Genomic DNA, 18751 nt, shown 5'->3' on the forward strand with positions numbered 1-18751 from the left:
GATCGAAACTTGAGTTGAGTCAGGATCTGGATTGCTTCGCTAACGCTCGCAAAGACAGTTTTGTGCACCTATCTTAGACTAGATGTTTTGCATCACTACTTTTGTTGAACGATTGGCATATGTCGTTGCTGTAAACAATCGATTACCTGATAGAGATCCAGCTCGCAGGCTTTGAGTAGTACCAGAACATGAAATAGTAAATCGGCTGTTTCCTCAATAACTGCGTCCTTATGGCCTTCCACTGCGGCAATCACTGTTTCAACGGCTTCTTCGCCCACTTTTTGAGCGCATCGAGGCACGCCGGATTGAACCAGTTGGGCAGTATAACTAATCCCTTCCTGCTGATCGCCACGCGTTTGAATGATGTCAGCGAGACAGGCAAGAAAGTTGATTTTTGCCGTAGTCACTGGTTTATAACAGCTTGAATAACCAAGATGGCAGGCGGGTCCTGTTGGAATAACCTGAACTAAAAGACTATCGCCATCACAATCTACAGCCAGTGAGATGACATCCATTGAATTACCCGAGCTTTCCCCTTTACGCCATATACGTTGTTTGCTTCGGCTGTATAACGTCAGCTTTCTGGTAACCTGGGTTATTTCAAGTGCCTGTGGGTCCATATAACCTAACATCAATATATCACCGTTATTGGCATGCTGAATTATTGCGGGAATCAGATTATTCATTTTTTCCCAATCTAATAATGTGTTATCAATATGATTCATAATCTAACCTCGATATTATTTTCCGCAAGCAAGCATTTGATTTCCTGGATACTTGCAATTCTGTCGTGAAAGATAGACGCTGCGAGCGCTCCATCAACTTGAGCTTCTTTGAATACAGCAATAAAATCGTCAGCCGCACCTGCTCCGCCAGAAGCAATTAATGGAACATGAATTGCTTCTCTAAGCATTTGTAACTGTTGAATGTCATAGCCTTTTTTTACGCCATCCGATTGCATACAATTCAATACAATTTCTCCAGCACCTCTTGCCTGAACTTCCTTCACCCAATCCAGGGTTTTGTGCCTGGAGTTCAATGTTTTGTCCGGATTGCCTGTATATTGGAATACATAGTAATCATCGTCAATCCACTGGCTATCGATCCCGATAACAACGCATTGCCTTCCAAACTCATCACTCAATTCATTGATTAATTGCGGTCTTTCCAAAGCCGGACTGTTGATAGAGAGTTTATCTGCTCCCGCATTTAAAATAGCTCGCCCTTTCTCCAGTGTACGGATGCCGCCAGCAACAGTAAAGGGAATATTGATTGTTTTGGCGATTGCATCAATCCAGTCTAAAGAGACTGCGCGATCTTCACTGCTGGCAGTAATATCATAAAATACCAGCTCATCGGCTCCGGACTGTGAATAATGACTCGCCAAAGGCAGTATATCACCAATAATGCGATGATTTCTGAATTGAACCCCTTTTACGACCTGATTATTACATACATCCAGACAGGGAATGAGGCGTTTGGTTAACATAGAAAAACTCCCTCGGTATAACTTGATAAATCAAAATCAGTTTCATAAAGCATCCGCCCGAGAATCGCGGCTGACAACCCTAAATCAGCCAAACGTTTCAGATCATCCGTGCCTCTAATTCCACCAGAGGCCTGCCACTGAATATGCGGGAATCGATCAATAGCTAGCTGGTAAAGCGAAAAATCAGGGCCTTGCATCATGCCGTCGCACTGCACATTCGTACAAAGAATTTCACTAATATCTGTATCCGAATAGGCTTCAACCAGATCCCATAGACTAATCGCTGTGGGTTCCTGCCAGCCATGACTGGTAAGCAAGGGGAGGTTATTATTCCAGCGGATATCTAATGCCAGCACAATTCGGCCGCCACCAGCCAGACGAATAATCGATCGCGTTAAATCAGGATTGTGAACCGCCAGACTTCCCAGAACAATCTTATGAATTCCGGCATCAAGGCATTGCTTTACTGTTTCAAGAGAGCGAATTCCACCTCCTGCCTGTAAAATCAAACCGGAAGATAAAAGGCTGGTGATTAATTCAAGCTGTTCCATACAACCAGAACGTGCGCCATCCAAGTCCACCAGATGTAAACGAGTCATCCCTTTCTGACGATACAGGGTTGCCAATTGCAGAGCTGTTTGTGGATAAATTGTTGTCTGTAAAAACTCGCCCTGACGCAAACGGACGCATTGCCCTTGTTGTAAATCTATGGCAGGAATAATATTCATTATTGCATCCTTAAAAAATTATTAAGTAACTGTAAGCCGGCTTCTGCTGATTTTTCCGGATGAAACTGCATTCCTACTTTATTTTCCTGCTGCACAATCGCAGAGAAGGACTGTATATAGTCACAGCTGGCTATCGTCTGCTCATTGCTGTTGTCAATAAATCGGGCATAACTATGCACAAAGTACAGAAATGTCTTTTCGGGAAGCTGTTGCTGAAGAGGAGACTCCTGCAGCCAGCTTATGGAATTCCAACCCATGTGAGGAACTGGGCAGCCTTTCCGGTGAGAAAAGCTGCTCACTTTTCCTGGAAGCAGGCCCAGGCATTTCACCTGACCTTCTTCACTGTATTCATAAAGTAGCTGCATGCCGAGACAAATTCCTAAAACAGGTTGCTGAAGCTCTCTGATGAGATCAACGAGTCCGTATTGAATCAAAGCAGCCATGCCGGATGAAGCTGTGCCAACGCCAGGAATAATCAAGTGGCTGGCCTCTTCAATTTCTTTTGGATTGTGGGTGAGTGTATAGTCATAACCGAGCCTGGCCAGTGAGTTACTTAATGAAGCCAGATTGTTTCCACAGATATCCAGTACCGCAATCATAAAATCCCCTTGGTCGAAGGTAAGTCATTATCTATTCGGACACAGGCTTGTCTTAATGCACGGCCCAGGGCTTTAAAGCAGGCTTCTATCATATGGTGATGGTTTTCACCGGTGACTTTTACATGAATGCTTGCTCTAAGGCTTGCGGCTAAGGAATGAAAAAAGTGAGGAACCATTTCGGTAGCCATCCCGCCTACAAATTCCCGGGTAAACGATGCCTCAAAGCGGCAATAGGATCTTCCTCCCAAATCAATGGCAATAGCGGCCAAAGCTTCATCCATTGGCAGGGTAAATCCATAGCGGCCAATTCCTCGCTTATCGCCTAATGCTTCACGAAGCGCGTCGCCTAAAACCAGAGCAGTGTCTTCAATCAGGTGATGCTCATCTACTTCTGTATCGCCCAAGGCATTCAGTTGCAAGGCAAATCCCCCATGTTTGCAAATCTGCTCCAGCATGTGAGAGAAAAAGGGAATGGGAGTGTTTATCGAAATATTTTCTCCCAAGTCGAGATTCAGACTCATTTCTATCGCTGTTTCGCGCGTACGGCGCTCAATGAAGACCTTTCTTGCCAGAATGAAATTGGTAATTTCTGGCCAGTTCTGTTGTTTGTTGACCTCCAAAAAGCCAATGCCTAGATTTTCTGCAAATTGACGATCACTTAAACGGTCGCCTACCATCCAGCTTGTTTGATCCAATACATTATTTTTAAGAAATTCAGTCATTAACCCGATAGCAGGTTTACGGCAAAAGCAAGCTTCATCCTCTTTATGCGGGCAAATAAGGATCTCTTGAAAACGAATACCCTGTGATAGAAATAACTCCAGGATGAAATTTTGACAACGCTCAAAGTCGGGAAACGGGAAGCTGTCAGTTCCCAGGCCATCCTGATTCGTGATCATGATGAACTGATAGCCTGCCTTTTGTAAACGAAGCAGAGAAGGGATTACATCAGGCAAAAGTTTAATTTTCTCAAGTTTATCTACCTGAAAATCTTCAGGCTCTTCAACCAGGGTTCCATCCCGATCAATGAGTAACAGTTTTTTCATACAACACCTGTAGGTTTAAAACGGTTTAATACGTCAAGAAGCAGTGTATTTTGTATTGCATCACCAACTGTAAGGCGCAGCATATTGTGCAGTTCGGAGGTATTTGGCAATTGCCGCACTGCAATGTCATGGGAAGCCAGCCAGACTTGTAACTGGGCGTTGTATTGGCTTTTTATTAAAATAAAATTTGCCTCGCTGGGGTACACAATCTCTATCCATGAAAAAGCCTCCAGGGTTTTAATCAGGTTTTGGCGCTGTTCCACAATGTGGCAGACAGAGTTCGCAAGCCATCCCGAGTTTTTCAAAGCTAATTTGGCAATTGTCAATACAGGTGCTGCCAAATGATAAGGTGGGATAATCTTTTTTATTTGCTGAATGAATGCTTCGTTAGCGACGACCGCTCCCACTCTGACAGAGGCGAGTCCATACGCTTTGGACAGTGTTCTCAAAATGATCAGATTTTCATATTGCGGCAGTAAACTAATAGCACTTTCCCGAGCGGAGAAATCAATATAGGCTTCATCAACCACCACCGCTGCTTTATTCGCAAACTGTGCGCAGATTTCGGCAATGCTGGCAATATCCAGACAATTACCAGTGGGATTATTAGGACTGCATAGCATCACCAATTTGCAGCCTTCACGCCAGCTTGAAAAGAGTTTTTGCAAATCCAGACTAAAATCAGATTTAAAGTTCAAAGGACAGTCAATTACAACCGCATTTTGCAGTTGCGCATAAAATCGATACATGGGAAAAGTGGGCGGGCATTGTAAAATGCTGTCTTGTCCTGCGATTAAAAACAAACGCATCAATAGATCGATACCGTCATCACTTCCACGAGTTAGCGCAATCTGCTCCTGATTAACCTTATAATATCCTGCAAGCAGCTTTTGAACCTCCCGCTCAAGCTGATAATCTGGATACTGATTTAAAGGCAGATCAAGTGCTGAAACAGGTGCGCTGGGCGACTCATTATTATGGAGCCGGTATTTTAGCTCGTCACCGCCCGGTCGATAAGGAATCAATCTGGCAAATTCAGGACGGATTAAATTTAAAATGGTCACATTATTCTCCTGCGTAAACTGAGTCCATACGAAGCTTGATGGCATTGGCATGAGCTTGCAGGTTTTCAAGCTTTGCAAGCCTCATAGCATATTCCCCCAAGCCCAGAAGGCCTGTCTCATCAATCGACTGGATAGTCATTGATTTCATAAAATCAGCTGTACTCAAACCGCTGTGTGTCTTGGCAAACCCAAATGTCGGCAGAACGTGGTTACTTCCGGTGATATAATCGCCCAGGCTTTCTGCTGCCCAGGGGCCCAGGAAAATGGTCCCGGCTGATTGGATTTCATTAAGCCATTCAGAAGCGTCTTCTCGATTAATAATCAAATGTTCTGGCGCATAACGGTTTATTATAGCTAGTTGTTCTTTAACAGACTTGCAGAATATTATGCTTCCTTTGTCCAGCGACTGGCGAATGACCGCCTGTTTAGGCATTTCATAGATTTGCCTTAATAAGGCGGTCTGAACCGAGCAGGCAAAGGCTTCTTCCTCACATAGTAATATCACCTGTGAATCGCAGCCATGTTCTGCCTGTGCCAGCAAGTCGGCGGCGACAAATTCCGGATTAGCCCATTTGTCTGCAACGACCATCACCTCGGATGGACCGGCAGGCATGTCAATGGAGGCGCCTTTGGGATCAATTGAAACCTGCGTTTTTGCCTCGGTCACAAAACGATTACCCGGACCAAATAATTTGTCCATTTTGATGACCGTTTCTGTACCGTAGGCTAAAGCTGCGATTGCCTGAGCTCCTCCGAGTGTATAAATAGTGCTTATACCGCAGATGCGCGCAGCCACCAGCAGGTGAGGATCGATACTGCCTGTTTTATCGGGGGGCGTACATAATACGCGCAACGGGCATCCGGCAATTTTTGCGGGAATGGCTTGCATCAGCAAGGAAGAAATTAATGGCGTATTATTTCCACCTGGTACATAGAGTCCCACTTTTTCAATGGGTCGATACAGCTTATTGATATTGACTCCTGGTGCCGTCTGAATGCTTTGTGAACAGGGCTTCACAGCCTGGTGATAACTGGTAATGGTGTCTGCTGCCCGAACAATGGCTTCAAGCGCATTGTCTTCAATTATGGCTTCAGAAATTGCCTCAGGCTCAACCTGAATTGATTTCAATGTCACCCCATCGAACTTTTCAGTGAGCTCAAACAGAGCACTGTCCCCCTGGATTCTGACCTGGGAAATAATTTCACTGACCTGTTGAGAGGGATCATTACTGATAATGGGTCTTTGCAGGGTTTGCTCTTTGGCTGACTCAGAAAGAGTGTTCCAGTTAATGATTTTAATCATGATTACTCCAGCATTTTCTCAATGGGTAAAACCAGAATAGAGCTGGCTCCCATTGCCTTAATGGATTCCAGCGTGTTCCAGAAAATTCCTTCACTGGAAACGACATGTACCGCTACTTTCTCAGGATTAGCCGGCAGCGAAAGCACTGTTGGACTCTCCGCGCCAGGCAAGTACTCACAGATTTGCTGGAGCGCATCACGGGGTGCATGAAAAAGAATATATTTTCTCTCCTGTGCCTGCTGGACCGCTTCAATGCGGCGTTTAAGCATGATGAGAAGACTTTGCAGCTCATCAGGAAGGGGATAAGACGATTGAATGAATAATGCCTGACTGTTTAAAAGCGTTTCGACTTCCATCAACTTGTTGTCTTCAAGTGTTTGCCCGCTTGAAACCAGATCGCAGATTGCATCGGCCATACCCATTCGCGGGGCAACCTCAACTGAGCCTGAAAGCCTTAAGCATTCCGCGGAAATTTTATTATCATCCAGATACTTTTTAAGCAGCAGGGGATAGCTGGTTGCTATACGTTTGCCATCCAGACATCCTGGGCCTCGATAGTCAAATGACTCAGGAACCGCAATGGAAAGACGACAGCGGCAAGTCCCTAAGGCTTGAAGGATGGAATAGGATTTATCAGGGAAAGCCAGGGCCGCCTCGAGCAGGACATTCTCGCCAACGATGCCGCCATCACAAAGACCATCGAAAAGTAGCGCGGGAATGTCATCGTCACGAATTAACAGTAAATCAATAGGGAAGTTATCGACATGGCATAACAGGGCATTTTCCCGTAAGCGAAATTTTAATCCACAACGATTAAGCAGCTCTATCGATTCTTTGGCTAAGCGGCCTTTTTTTTGTATCGCTAAACGTAATCTTTTTGTCATGATTGATCTAACCTCTCTGCAATCAGTGTATAACCCCCGCTTCCCATGCTAAGACAGCGCGCTACCCGTGTAATGGTTGTAACGCTCACTCCGGTTTGTTCATGAATCGTTCGGTAAGATAAGCCTTTACGTAATAATGGAACCACCTCCCAGCGATCGGCCATTGCTTCAAGTTCTGCAGGCGTACAGAGATCGTTAAAGAAAGCAGTGGCTTCATCTTCATTTTTCAATGAACAGATTGCCTGCATCAAATGGCTGTTAGAACGTTTAGAATGGTTATGTGATTTCATGATAGCGTATTAACGTAATATAACATTAATACATTCTAACAGGGGTTCATTCGATAGTCAAATCATTTGACATTCGGTGAGGTTTGAGATGTGATCATTGGCTAATTAAAGGAAAGGTGATTTTCCACCTAAAATCCTCTCTCCCCTCGGGGGATAGAGTTAGAGAGAGGGGGTTAAGATCCAACCCTCACCCTAGCCCTCTCCCAGTTTGGGAGAGGAGATGTTCATGGAATAACCTGTTTAAAAAAGGAAGTTACAATGCTGCTAAAAAAAGAAAATTCGTGTTTATTACTTATTGATGTACAAAAAAAACTGGCGCCTTTGATAGAACATTCTCAAACAATTATTGAGCGCTGCAAATGGCTAATGTCACTGGCGAACGACTTATCAGTTCCCTGTTTAGTGAGTGAGCAGTATCCTTCGGGCTTAGGTCATACTGTTGATGAACTTCAGTCGCTTGAATATGCAGAAACTTTTGAAAAAGTGTATTTTTCCTGTCACCGTGAGTCCAATTTTATTTCCATGCTAAAGAAACTGAATAGGAAACAAACCGTTTTGATTGGCATAGAAACTCATGTTTGTGTTCTGCAAACCGCCATGGAGTTAATGGAGGCAGGGTATGAAGTGTTTGTAGTTGTGGATGCGGTGGGCAGCCGTAAGACGCTTGACTGGAAATATGGTCTAAAGCGAATGAAGCAGGCAGGCATCCAACTCGTTACTTCAGAAATGGTATTTTTTGAATGGGTAGAAAAAGCGGGAAGCCCGGAATTTAAACGATTAAGCCAACAATATTTAAAATGAGGGAAGCTAAGTGAGCCTTAACAATCAAATTGCAGTGATAACAGGCGGTGCGTCCGGCATGGGATGGGCATGCGCAAACGCATTAATGAAAGCGGGTGCTCGAGTGGCTATCTGGGATAAAACAAGTACTGAAAAAGGGGATTTGTCCATTGCCTGCGATGTGAGTTCTGAATCTGAAGTGGAGCGAGCTCTACAGGAAACTATTGAGCAATTAGGTACCCCGCGTATTTGCATTAATTGCGCAGGTATTGCACCGGCAAAGAAAATGATTGGCCGTGAAGGAGTTATGCCGCTTGCGGCATTCCGCCAGGTCATCGACATTAATCTTATTGGTACATTCAATGTGATGAGATTGGTGGCTGAAGCCATGACTCGTTTGGCAATAGATGAGACTAGCGGTGAGCGAGGTGTGATAATTAATACGGCCTCAATTGCTGCTTTTGAAGGACAAATTGGCCAACTGGCCTATAGCGCTTCCAAGGGCGGTGTTGTCGCCATGACCCTACCCGCGGCAAGAGAACTGGCGGAGCATGCCATACGCGTGAATACAATTGCCCCGGGTTTGATTGCCACGCCTTTATTATTAAATATGCCACAGGAGGTTCAGGATAAACTGGCGGCAACGGTGACTTTTCCCAAAAGACTGGGTAAACCGGAGGAGTTCGCTGCATTGGTCATTCACATTATTGAAAATCAGATGATGAATGGTGAAGTGATTCGATTGGATGGTGCGTTGAGAATGCAGGCAAAATAAGATTGTTAAATCCGTCATTGCAGAATGGAATGGCAATGACGGATTGATGGGCTGTGTCTTATCTTTTCAAAATTCCTATACCGAAAGTGGATGGGCTATCCTCTCCTTCGGAACTACTCAAAGAGTCAGAATTAAACGCATACAGATTCTCTGATATGGCTTCTTTTTCCACCTGATCTTCTTCTTTTTCTTTCTTTTTCTGCACTTCCAGGGCGCTGCATAGACCAGAAGCGAAAAAAGAGAATATATTTGCAGCGCTTGGCTCAGTAGGCGAATATTGAGCGGCTCTTATCACCTCTTCACATTTCTCCATGACGCCACGATGCGCCTTAACCACTTTTCTCCTGCTGCCGGCTGGGAGGATGGAAACATACTCACCCATTTCTTGAAAAAGACCTTGTGCGCTTTCAAACAAAGACAGCCGCCATTTAAGAATTTCTTCATAGCTCATCGTTTGGATGTTATCGGGGGTCTGGGAAAATAAGTCGCCAATCATTTCTTTTATAGACCGAGTCCTTAAGCTATTGCTGCGAACCTGTCTTCTCTTAAACTCCAAAGCAACCTGATTGAAATTATCTATGGCCTCAATAATTTCCGGAGCTCTTTCAAGCTTATGAACCTGTTCGTTGCCGATATGGACTGCTAACTCCACCATATTACTTACATTAGATAGTTCCGACATATCGTTCAGTTCCTGGGCAAGTAATGCAGATTGGGCACGATTTTTATAAACGTCGATTTCAATCCCCAATCGCTCTGCATTGGTTTTATCCGGATCATGATTGTAAAGATAGCTCTCTAAATGACTAATAAGCTTGAAATAAAAATCCTTGGTTAATTTCTTACTGGCTGCCAGAGGCTTCTGAAAAGGATGGTTAGGATCGCTCAATATTATGCAGGCCAGTGGTATTCCCTGTTCATCAGGTACCAGTAAAGAAGCGTTGTGCTTAAGCAATGTGCTAAAGCAGCCAGACATGTCAATGCTTCCCCTGCAAGTCTGGAGACAATAATGTATAGGGGAGGAGTAAGACTGCTCTCTGATTCTTAGAGGTTGGTAGTTGAGATCATGTTCACTGCATTGAATTAAAAAATCCAGAAAAAGGCCGTCTCCAGAGCTTAGGGCTTCGTTGATTAAACGTTGCTCGAGACTGGAATGAAAAGGGTAGAGAGTTGAGGCGAGGGAGAAGTTTTTACTGTTAACAAGCTGCTTCAGCAGCTTCTCGCCTGCTGTTTGTATTTGCAGTCGCAACAAGTTTAATTCGCTTAAACTGGCTTGAGAAGGTCTGGCATCCATAGCGATGATAGATAGTTCACTTGTCTTTGCGAACATGTTACATAAATCCAGGGCCAGTTTGCTGCTATTTTCAAACTGAAGCTTTGCAAAACCTTGAGCCAGATTTTGTAAGCCGCTCTCAAATTCTTTTTCAGTCTGTCTGATTTTTCCTTTATTTGAGGATTTTTTTGGTTGTTTATTTTTACGTTTGGGTTGACTAGCGGCTGCTGGCTTTTTCTCCTCAACAGGTTTTGTGGGCAGTGATGGGCTTTTTGCTTTAGCTATAGGCGATTTAAACTCGATAGCAGCAAGCATTTCAGCAACCGCTGCATTAGTATCATGCTTGAAAAGCGGATCTAGCTGAAGCCGAATGGCTATCATCCGTTGTATTGCCAGCTTATGCTCTGCCGCATTTTTTTTCAGATCAGTGGAAAGATCACTTGCTCTCGTCTCTTCTATCTGGTATTGCTGCTGCAGTTGTTCAATGGATTCCTTTTTAAGTGCTCGTAATTGCATTAACGTAGGTCTAATCATTTCTTCGGAGAGCGCAAGGAATCTACCGATTAAATCCTGGTCAATGGAAACGGATTTCTGCCTGCCTTTACTAACAAAATTTAATGAAGGCAGTTTAGTTAATTGATCTTTGTCGTTGAAATAAATATGGAGAATATAGTGATCTGATAGTGGATCTGGCTGTCTTTTAGCTTGTTCCGCCTGGACTGCTTTTAACTTGACTGTGTAATGGTATTGGCTTAATGAAGGGATCCCATTACTTTCTGTTGCATAAACGCTGATATGATGCTCGACGAGCTCAAGTTCTTTGTCATTCAGGTCAAAAGTGATTGACCTCGGTAATTCCAGGTCCATCAGATAATAATCTTTATTATCCTGAGTTGTTAAAGGCTTTAATTTTTTAACGTTAACCAGTTGTTTCCGGCCGTCAATATAAAGGGCAATAAAATTATACAAAGTATTTTTATGAGGCATGAATATACTCAATGCGTAATATCAGGCAAATAATACATTTATTGCACAAGGTTATCAATGATATTTTTACAAAATGATGTCAATTTGAACACTTGTGTGGATTAAGCCTTCTCATGATGATTTGAGCCCGCTTTTGAGTTTAAATCGCCTGTGGCAGTATAGGTATTAACTGCTTCTGCCGGGTGTTGTCCATGTAAAATCTGAACAAGTTCCTGGCGAATATTCAGGTTAGTGACAATAACCTGTCCGTTAACAGTGTTGAGTTCACGGCAATGAATTAATTTGTTTGCAAGCTCTTCATTGAGCCGTTTAATCTGAGCCGCTTCTTCAGCGGAACAGCTGTTTAGAAAAATCTCCAGTGCGTTCTTGTGCTCTGGCGAATTGGAAGATGAGGTTAGCAATTCACTGCGCTGTTTTCCGCTTGCTTCCAATTGATCGGATAATTCCTGTTTTTGATTAGCAAGGCTTTCCAGATTCTCAAATTGCCTGTTAAGAAGACTCTCTTTTTCCTGAGCCAGGACATTACATAGATTATTGAGCAAATGAATTTCATTGCCTAGCAATGAAAGCAGTGTTGAAGCCTGAGGAGAAGTCATTACAGTCCTTAAAATGATTGCATCTGATTAAGCATATTAGCGGCAATTTGTCGCCCAGACATTTCATATTGCCCGCTGGCAATCTGACTTTTAATAAACTCAATTCGAGCTTCATTGACGACTTCGGTATCCGTGACATACTTTTTTAGCATGGCGATTTGCTTGGTGACATCGCTTAAACTGACATTACTTGCACCAGAGGCATTCCGATTTTGATGAAGTTGCTGGGAGTTTTTTAATTTAATCTCTGGATCCAGCTGCTTAAAATTATGGGAATCGTTAATGGAGTTAACCATAATATTGTCCTCAATTACATTCATCATAGTTATCGGTTCCATATTAAAAATCTTTAGAAAAAACCTGGAAAAAAGTATAAAAAAGGTCTACCGATAGTTGTCCAGGCTTAGCCTCTTTAAGTCCAATCAGTGAGGCTATTCATGTTACAGACCTAGCTATATCATATACAAATGAAAATGTCACTAGATTCTGTAGGATATTAGCCGCAAGTTAAGGAATTATTGTAATGATATGGACCCATTCTCCTATTAAACGGCTGCGTAATGAGCCAAGATTAAGTTGATATCCACGAGATATCTTAATCAACAAGGAGCCGGGTCCATATCATTACAGTTAATTGCAGAATTCATTAACTTCATGGCAATGGGTGAGTGGACTAAGAAGAGGAGACCGTTACTTTTCTGACGTCAACCACCTGCGCATCGACAACTCGTTTGCTTGTCAGATTACGGACTTTTATAGTTTCATTCAAAGCCCCGTCTGCAAGTGCAACTGCTGCCATAGTGATTTTGATATTACCGTTAATGGCCTGAATAAGAATTTGTTCACCTTTCCTCACCAGCCAGGGTTTTTGCAACAGGCTATGGGTTATCAACTGTCCTTCTTTGATATTTTTTTTAACCACCAGACCAAGGGCCTGATCAGAGTCATCCACATAATCCTGGCTGACGAGACTCACATTTTGCTTTTGTAAACGAATATCTCTATCGGTGAGGATGTCACCCTTGTTAAGGGGATGAGAACTCACCAGAACTTCTTTCATTATAGTAATTCGAACTGGTACGTAAATTGTCCAGTGGTTAGTAGGTTCTTTGCAGCGAATACCAATTGTCGTGTGTTGTTTAGCGAGATGCTGGTAAGGGTTGAATGCTTCCAGTTGATTTTTCTGACATTTCTGTAAATTTAATCTGGGATCTATATTTTCTGCGACGATATTGATTTGATCATAGTGTTGATTGGGCAACTGCCCTTTGACAAATGACTCTATTTTATGTCTTAAGACCTCAAGCGATTGGTTTTCGGCGTAATTAGTCAGGGGATGAAGCAATACAATGAAAACAATGAATCGATAAAAAATCATGTACAATACCGTTTTATAAAAAAAACTCCCGAAGCAAAAATCAAGCCAACTTTGTAATGGCTGTTTAAAGGACCATTAACGATGTATTTTAGAATGATTATTATCAGCTGGATATTGAGTCAGAATGTGTGGTCAGCGAGCCACCGTCCTCAGGAATTTTTGCAGGAAATAAGGGGCAGCTCTAATGAAGGAGAACAGATTGTTGAGCATTTTTGCGCAACCTGTCACGCCGCCAAGCCGATGATTAATCTGGGTGCGCCCGTCATTCAGCAGGATGAGGATTGGAGTCTCCGGGTGAAGCAGGGATTTAATCTCTTATTCAAACATACCGAAGAAGGGTATGGGGCAATGCCTTCTCGTGGTGGCTGCTTTGAATGCAGTGATGAGCAATTGAAGTTAGCTATTTTAGCTATGCTTTCCCTGCAAATCAAAAAAAATCTTCAAAATGAACTGGAAGCCCATAAAAAAAACAATTAGTTAAAAAAAATTATAAAAAAAGCTAAACCTATTTTTTATTCTCCCGATAACAAAAAAAAAGAGAGGGAGGATACACCAATGAAAAAACAACTTATCATTGGATCGCTTTCGGTGTTAACCGCAGCTTGCGCTTCAATGGATCGCTCCGTGCCGATTGTCGATGATGGGGGGTACACCCATTATACGGCGTTTTATAAATCAGATACTAAAGGCAGCAACTACTTCCCTGAGAAGCGAGCGGCTACAGGGCGTAAAGTGTTTATCTTTGACCCGAAAGCGACTGCTTGGGCAGCTTATGATGCTCAGGGTAATCGGGTTCAGACAGGAAGTGCTTCAGGAGGAAAGGATTTCTGTGAGGACGTGGGACGGCCTTGCCGCACAGTAACAGGTACCTTCAGAGTGTATTCTAAAAAAGGTGCTGAATGTACATCCAGTATTTATCCTATCGAAACAGGCGGCGGAGCCAGAATGCCGTACTGCATGCACTTTAGCGGTGGTTACTCAATCCATGCAGCTTATGAAGTTCCTAACTATAATGCCAGTCACGGTTGTATACGGGTATTGCCCAGTGCCGCGCAATGGTTGAATCAGGATTTCATTGATGTAGGTACTACAGTAATCGTGAAACCCTACTAGAAGAAGCTGCGGCCTGCCTGCGCAGGGATATCATATCCATAAATCTGGTTTTGTTTATCAGGCTACTTTGTGAGAGTAGCCTTGATAAACGGCATGCAAAACGCTTGCTTAAGCCAGATATTTTTTTAGTAATTCATTAACAACGGCGGGATCTGCCTGTCCTTTCGAGAATTTCATTACCTGGCCTACAAAAAAGCCAAAGATCTTTTCTTTTCCCTGACGGTACTCCTGGGCTTGTGCCGGATTTTTCTCAATCAGATCCTTGATGAATTGCTCAATCTCAGCAGCGCTTTCAGATTGACTGGCTTGGGCATTTTCTACCAGTTGATCTATATTGACATGTGGATGGAGCCCAAGATCATTAAATATTTGCCGAGCCTGATTATTATTAATCCTGCCTGCGCTAATGTGCTTCAATAATGAGGCGATTTGTCCGCTTGTTATTGGCGGGTTTGAAAAATCAAGCTGCTTTTCTTTAAGCAATGCCTGATAAGGCCCCTTGAGCCAATTAATAATCAATTTCTCACTAACCGGCGCTTGCTGCAAAATTTTTACAAAAAAATTATAATTTTCTGGTGAGGAGAGTAAAAACTGTATGTCATCCTCATTAATATTTTCCATTTCCATCAATTGTTTTTTAATGGTTTCAGGCAATGGCGGCAGGCTGCTTTTTATACTTTCAATGTCCAGCGACGCCACATCAACAGGTAAGAGATCGGGATCCGGGAAGTAACGATAATCCTGTTCATTCTCCTTGGTTCGCAATACATAAGTGCGCTCGGTGTCGGGATTATAGAGCCGGGTTTCCTGAATTACTGATTGACCATTCTCCAGAAGGTCCTGATGCCTTGCCTGTTCATAGGCAATGGCTTTTTCAATAAAACGGAAAGAGTTCAGATTTTTTAACTCAGTACGCACTCCTAAACTGGGGGAGCCGGCAGGTTTTAACGAAAGATTAACATCACAGCGAAATGAGCCTTCCTGCATATTGCCATCACAAATACCTAGAAAACGAACTAGCTGATGCAATGTCTTAAGATAGGCTATCGCTTCCTCAGAGGAGTAGAGACAGGGAGCAGTGACTACTTCCAGCAAAGGAGTTCCGGCACGGTTTAAATCAATGCCGGTGTAATCGGGATTGGCGTCATGAACCGACTTACCCGCGTCTTCCTCCAAATGCGCGCGCACAATCTCGACTGCTTTGAGACCGCTGTTGGGAGTTTCAATACGCAGACAGCCATCACTGACGATTGGAGATTGATACTGGCTAATCTGGTATCCCTTGGGTAAATCAGGATAGAAATAATTTTTACGTTCAAAATAAGATAAGTTATTGATCTTCGCGTTAATGGCGAGTCCAAATTGAATAGCCATACGCACGGCCTCGCTATTTAACACAGGCAAAACACCGGGTAAGCCTGCGTCAATATAGGAGGTCTGCGTATTTGCCCTGGCGCCGAATTGAGTTGGCGAGCCTGAAAAAAGTTTGGATTTGGTTTGTAACTGCACATGCACTTCAAGGCCGATTACGGTATCCCATTGCATAATATTGTCCTCACAAGGCCGGACGGCGTTGATGCCAGTCAGTCAATAGTTGAAATTGATGAGCGACATTTAATAACAAAGCTTCATTAAAGTGTTTCGCCATTAGTTGCATGCCAACCGGTAAGCCTTTAATCTGACCCGCAGGAATGGAAATAGCCGGAATTCCAGCGAGATTTGATGCCACTGTAAAAATATCAGCCAAATAATTTTGTACAGGATCAGATTGGACTTCACCAAGCTGAAAAGCCGGAGTAGGGGTTGTAGGTCCAAGGATAATATCCACTTTTGAAAATTGCGTCAGTAGTTCCTGCTGAATCAGTCGACGTATTTTCAGTGCTTTTAAATAATAAGCATCAAAATATCCGGAAGACAGTGCATAAGTGCCAGTCAGAATTCGGCGTTTGACTTCAAGGCCGAAACCTTCAGAGCGTGAAGCCGAAATCAGTTCTCTGATATCACCGGCCTTTGCACTTCGATAACCAAAACGTATTCCATCATAACGTGAAAGATTGGAGGATGCTTCAGCGCAGGCAATCAGATAATAGCAGGGAACCCACAGGGATTGTAAGGCAAGATCCATTTCCACGATAACAGCACCAGCCTCTTCCAATTGCTTCACGGCTTCTCTGATTACCAGCTGAATTTCCGCATTCACTTCTTCCTGAAAAAAGCAGGAAGGAAGCCCAACGCGCAGACCTTTCAAAGACTGATTCAGGACACTGGAGTAATCGGGAATATTACTGGGGTATGAAGTGGAGTCGTTCGGATCAAATCCAGCCATCACACCTAAAACCAAAGCTAAATCTTCTGCGGTTCTGGCCATTGGGCCTCCCTGATCCAGACTGGACGCATAAGCGACCATGCCATACCTGGAGACCAGACCATAGGTAGGTTTAATACCGGATATACCGCAAAACGCAGCAGGCTGACGGATGGACCCTCCTGTATCGGAGCCTGTTGCAAAAGCTGACAGGTCGGCTGCAACAGCGGCAGCGGAGCCGCCTGAAGACCCTCCGGGAACACAGGATAAGTTCCAGGGATTTTTAACTGGACCAAAATAGCTGCTCTCATTAGTGGAGCCCATGGCAAATTCATCCATATTGGTTTTGCCAAGTAATACAGCATTGTGGGCGGCGAATTTGTTTACCACAGTGGCCGAAAAGGGCGATTTATAATTAGCGAGCATTCTGGATCCGCAAGTGGTTGCAAGCCCGGATGTGCAGAAAATATCTTTATGAGCCATTGGCACGCCAGTCAATAGCTGAGCCTCACCTTTGTGAAGAAGCTGATCCGCTTTTTGGGCTTGCATCATTGCTGCTTCGGCATCTACATGAATAAAGCAGTTTAATGTTTTATACTGATCGATGCGTTTAAGATAGTGTCTGGTTAATTCTGTACTGGATATTTTCTTGCTATGCAGAGCAGTAATCAGTTCTCGTAAGTTTTTAAACATCCTGCTTTTCCGTATCAATAACCTTGGGTACCAGATAATAAGTTTCTTCAAATAAAGGAGCGATTTCCTCTAACTGCTGTAAACAATTGTCTTCGCTCACCTCATCAGGACGAAAACGCTGATGCATATCCATTGGGTGAAACAGCGGCGCGACCTCATCAGCGTTCATTTGCTGTATTCGTTCTGCGAAATTTATAATCGAATTGACTTCTTTGGCCAGTGAATCCATGTCCTCATCCTCTATGTCAAGATGGGCTAATTGTGCAATAGAATGCAAATCGTTTATTGAAAATGTCATGTGATTTTCCTGTGATTCAGTGACCTCGTTTTGTCATGGGTATTATATCCAATCTTTCCGGTGTGCACAGTAAGGGATCACTACTTTATTTGCTGGACCTGTACTATGATTACTCGAAGGATTCACACTCACTCCAGGGAGAGGATAATGAGAGCTGCAATAGTACCTGCAAAAAATGCGAATTGGGAAATCAGGGATATTCCCACACCTAAACCTGATGTTAATCAGGTCCTTATTAAAATACATGCCAGTGGGCTTTGCTATACTGATGTGCATCAGACTGAGGGTCATTTACCTGGTATGTTTCCTCGTACTTTAGGACATGAGCCTGTTGGTGTCATTGTTGAAACAGGGCCTGGCGTTTCAAGTCGGCGCGTGCGCGATCGGGTCGGTGTTCCCTGGGTACAGAGTACCTGTGGACGCTGTGAATGGTGTTTACGCGGGCGTACGCTATTTTGTCCCAATATGCATGTTACTGGTGGTGATGAGGCCGGAGGACATGCTGAATACCTGGTGGCTCCTGCTGACGCAACCATGCTGATTCCGGACTCGGTTAGTTTTGAACAGGCTGCGCCAATTTTCTGTGCCGGGTATACTGTATGGTCAGGACTACGCTGGGCAGAACCGAAGCCCCATGAGCGTGTTGCTGTGGTCGGAATTGGTGGTCTTGGGCATTTGGCTGTACAGTTCGCGCATGCGGCAGGCTATGAAACCATCGCTGTATCACACTCGCCTGATAAAGACTCTCTAATTAGAGAAATGGGGGCCGATGAAATTGTTCGCGATGGCAATAGCTTATTAAAAATGGGGGGTGCTGACATTATTTTAAGCACGACAAATTCAAATAAAGCCATGCTTGACAGCCTGGGTGCACTGCGCCCGGATGGTCGGTTTGTGGCAATGGGATTCGATGTTAATCCTCTGCAGATTTCTATTGCCGATTTAATCGTTAAACGTATAAAAATAATCGGCAGTCAGCAAAACCACCGGGAATATCTTTTTGAAGCGCTTGATATGGTTTCTAAAGGAAAAGTCAAAGTAGCCGCTGAAACCTATTCTTTGAATGAGATCAATAAAGCCTATGAGAAAGTTAAGAATGGCCAGGTGCGTTTTCGCGCTGTAGTGACTATGTGAAAGAAGTAACGGTACG

At 43.7% G+C, this 18751-nt stretch carries 21 protein-coding genes; 5 read left to right on the forward strand and 16 right to left on the reverse strand.

Translation table 11 applies throughout. The annotated features are described in order from the left end of the window. Positions 1-95: 95 nt before the first annotated feature. From hisIE to DYH61_RS06180, 9 genes are read right to left on the reverse strand one after another with little or no spacing between them, the layout of a single operon-like run. On the reverse strand, positions 96-725 hold the full coding sequence (gene hisIE / locus DYH61_RS06140; RefSeq protein WP_058506669.1) for a bifunctional phosphoribosyl-AMP cyclohydrolase/phosphoribosyl-ATP diphosphatase HisIE: 630 nt from the start codon (positions 723-725) through the stop codon (positions 96-98). Then, entirely contained in the window at positions 722-1489 is a 768-nt protein-coding gene (gene hisF, locus DYH61_RS06145) for an imidazole glycerol phosphate synthase subunit HisF (protein ID WP_058506668.1), read from the reverse strand. The genes hisIE and hisF overlap by 4 nt, the downstream gene beginning before the upstream one ends. Next, on the reverse strand, positions 1483-2217 hold the full coding sequence (locus tag DYH61_RS06150; RefSeq protein ID WP_058506667.1) for a 1-(5-phosphoribosyl)-5-[(5-phosphoribosylamino)methylideneamino]imidazole-4-carboxamide isomerase: 735 nt from the start codon (positions 2215-2217) through the stop codon (positions 1483-1485). The genes hisF and DYH61_RS06150 overlap by 7 nt, the downstream gene beginning before the upstream one ends. Further along, positions 2217-2816 (reverse strand): imidazole glycerol phosphate synthase subunit HisH, encoded by a 600-nt coding sequence (gene hisH, locus DYH61_RS06155; protein WP_058506666.1) that lies wholly within the window; start codon positions 2814-2816, stop codon positions 2217-2219. The genes DYH61_RS06150 and hisH overlap by 1 nt, the downstream gene beginning before the upstream one ends. Next, on the reverse strand, positions 2813-3862 hold the full coding sequence (gene hisB, locus DYH61_RS06160; protein ID WP_058506665.1) for a bifunctional histidinol-phosphatase/imidazoleglycerol-phosphate dehydratase HisB: 1050 nt from the start codon (positions 3860-3862) through the stop codon (positions 2813-2815). Before hisB ends, hisH begins: the two co-directional genes overlap by 4 nt. Continuing rightward, a complete protein-coding gene (gene hisC / locus DYH61_RS06165; RefSeq protein ID WP_058506664.1) occupies positions 3859-4926 on the reverse strand; it encodes a histidinol-phosphate transaminase in 1068 nt (355 codons plus the stop codon). Before hisC ends, hisB begins: the two co-directional genes overlap by 4 nt. A 1-nt stretch (position 4927) precedes the next feature. Then, positions 4928-6229 carry a histidinol dehydrogenase gene (gene hisD / locus DYH61_RS06170; RefSeq protein ID WP_058506663.1) on the reverse strand — a complete coding sequence of 434 codons (1302 nt, stop codon included), beginning with the start codon at positions 6227-6229 and terminating at the stop codon, positions 4928-4930. Positions 6230-6231: 2 nt separating this feature from the next. Further along, entirely contained in the window at positions 6232-7113 is an 882-nt protein-coding gene (gene hisG / locus DYH61_RS06175) for an ATP phosphoribosyltransferase (protein WP_083499161.1), read from the reverse strand. Further along, positions 7110-7403 carry a YerC/YecD family TrpR-related protein gene (locus tag DYH61_RS06180; RefSeq protein WP_058506661.1) on the reverse strand — a complete coding sequence of 98 codons (294 nt, stop codon included), beginning with the start codon at positions 7401-7403 and terminating at the stop codon, positions 7110-7112. The genes hisG and DYH61_RS06180 overlap by 4 nt, the downstream gene beginning before the upstream one ends. Before the next feature lie 258 nt (positions 7404-7661). Here DYH61_RS06180 and DYH61_RS06185 point away from each other — a divergent pair, with 258 nt between their 5' ends. Then, complete coding sequence (locus DYH61_RS06185; protein ID WP_058506660.1) at positions 7662-8204, forward strand: hydrolase; 543 nt, start codon at positions 7662-7664, stop codon at positions 8202-8204. Between the two features lie 10 nt (positions 8205-8214). Next, positions 8215-8958: an SDR family oxidoreductase gene (locus DYH61_RS06190; RefSeq protein WP_058506659.1), complete on the forward strand. Its 744-nt coding sequence runs from the start codon at positions 8215-8217 to the stop codon at positions 8956-8958. A gap of 58 nt (positions 8959-9016) precedes the next feature. Here the strand turns inward: DYH61_RS06190 and DYH61_RS06195 are convergent, their stop codons facing one another. The 4 genes from DYH61_RS06195 to flgA all read right to left on the reverse strand — a co-directional run bounded on the left by DYH61_RS06195 (position 9017) and on the right by flgA (position 13192). Continuing rightward, positions 9017-11218, reverse strand: a complete 2202-nt coding sequence (locus tag DYH61_RS06195) for a hypothetical protein (protein ID WP_058506658.1) — start codon at positions 11216-11218, stop codon at positions 9017-9019. Positions 11219-11319: 101 nt separating this feature from the next. Next, positions 11320-11814 (reverse strand): flagella synthesis protein FlgN, encoded by a 495-nt coding sequence (locus tag DYH61_RS06200; RefSeq protein ID WP_065236112.1) that lies wholly within the window; start codon positions 11812-11814, stop codon positions 11320-11322. 8 nt (positions 11815-11822) lie between these two features. After that, the gene (flgM, locus tag DYH61_RS06205; protein WP_058506657.1) at positions 11823-12137 is read right to left on the reverse strand and encodes a flagellar biosynthesis anti-sigma factor FlgM; all 315 of its coding nucleotides are present in this window, start codon (positions 12135-12137) and stop codon (positions 11823-11825) included. 350 nt (positions 12138-12487) lie between these two features. Further along, positions 12488-13192: a flagellar basal body P-ring formation chaperone FlgA gene (flgA, locus tag DYH61_RS06210; protein ID WP_058506656.1), complete on the reverse strand. Its 705-nt coding sequence runs from the start codon at positions 13190-13192 to the stop codon at positions 12488-12490. A gap of 81 nt (positions 13193-13273) precedes the next feature. Between flgA and DYH61_RS06215 the strand changes: the two genes are divergently transcribed. Then, positions 13274-13669 (forward strand): c-type cytochrome, encoded by a 396-nt coding sequence (locus tag DYH61_RS06215; RefSeq protein ID WP_058506655.1) that lies wholly within the window; start codon positions 13274-13276, stop codon positions 13667-13669. A 78-nt stretch (positions 13670-13747) separates the two neighbouring features. Continuing rightward, the gene (locus tag DYH61_RS06220) at positions 13748-14305 is read left to right on the forward strand and encodes a L,D-transpeptidase (protein ID WP_058506654.1); all 558 of its coding nucleotides are present in this window, start codon (positions 13748-13750) and stop codon (positions 14303-14305) included. A gap of 108 nt (positions 14306-14413) precedes the next feature. Here DYH61_RS06220 and gatB read toward each other — a convergent pair whose 3' ends face one another. Genes gatB through gatC form a run of 3 tightly spaced genes read right to left on the reverse strand, consistent with a single transcriptional unit; the run spans position 14414 to position 17601 of the window. Beyond that, positions 14414-15850 carry an Asp-tRNA(Asn)/Glu-tRNA(Gln) amidotransferase subunit GatB gene (gatB, locus tag DYH61_RS06225; RefSeq protein ID WP_058506653.1) on the reverse strand — a complete coding sequence of 479 codons (1437 nt, stop codon included), beginning with the start codon at positions 15848-15850 and terminating at the stop codon, positions 14414-14416. Between the two features lie 10 nt (positions 15851-15860). After that, positions 15861-17303: an Asp-tRNA(Asn)/Glu-tRNA(Gln) amidotransferase subunit GatA gene (gatA, locus tag DYH61_RS06230; protein WP_058506652.1), complete on the reverse strand. Its 1443-nt coding sequence runs from the start codon at positions 17301-17303 to the stop codon at positions 15861-15863. After that, positions 17296-17601 (reverse strand): Asp-tRNA(Asn)/Glu-tRNA(Gln) amidotransferase subunit GatC, encoded by a 306-nt coding sequence (gene gatC, locus DYH61_RS06235; protein WP_058506651.1) that lies wholly within the window; start codon positions 17599-17601, stop codon positions 17296-17298. The genes gatA and gatC overlap by 8 nt, the downstream gene beginning before the upstream one ends. 147 nt (positions 17602-17748) lie before the next feature. Between gatC and DYH61_RS06240 the strand changes: the two genes are divergently transcribed. Further along, positions 17749-18735: an alcohol dehydrogenase catalytic domain-containing protein gene (locus tag DYH61_RS06240; RefSeq protein ID WP_058506650.1), complete on the forward strand. Its 987-nt coding sequence runs from the start codon at positions 17749-17751 to the stop codon at positions 18733-18735. The last annotated feature ends 16 nt before the right edge of the window (positions 18736-18751 follow it).

The organism is Legionella quinlivanii (assembly GCF_900461555.1).
GTDB classification, from domain to species: Bacteria; Pseudomonadota; Gammaproteobacteria; order Legionellales; family Legionellaceae; genus Legionella_C; species Legionella_C quinlivanii.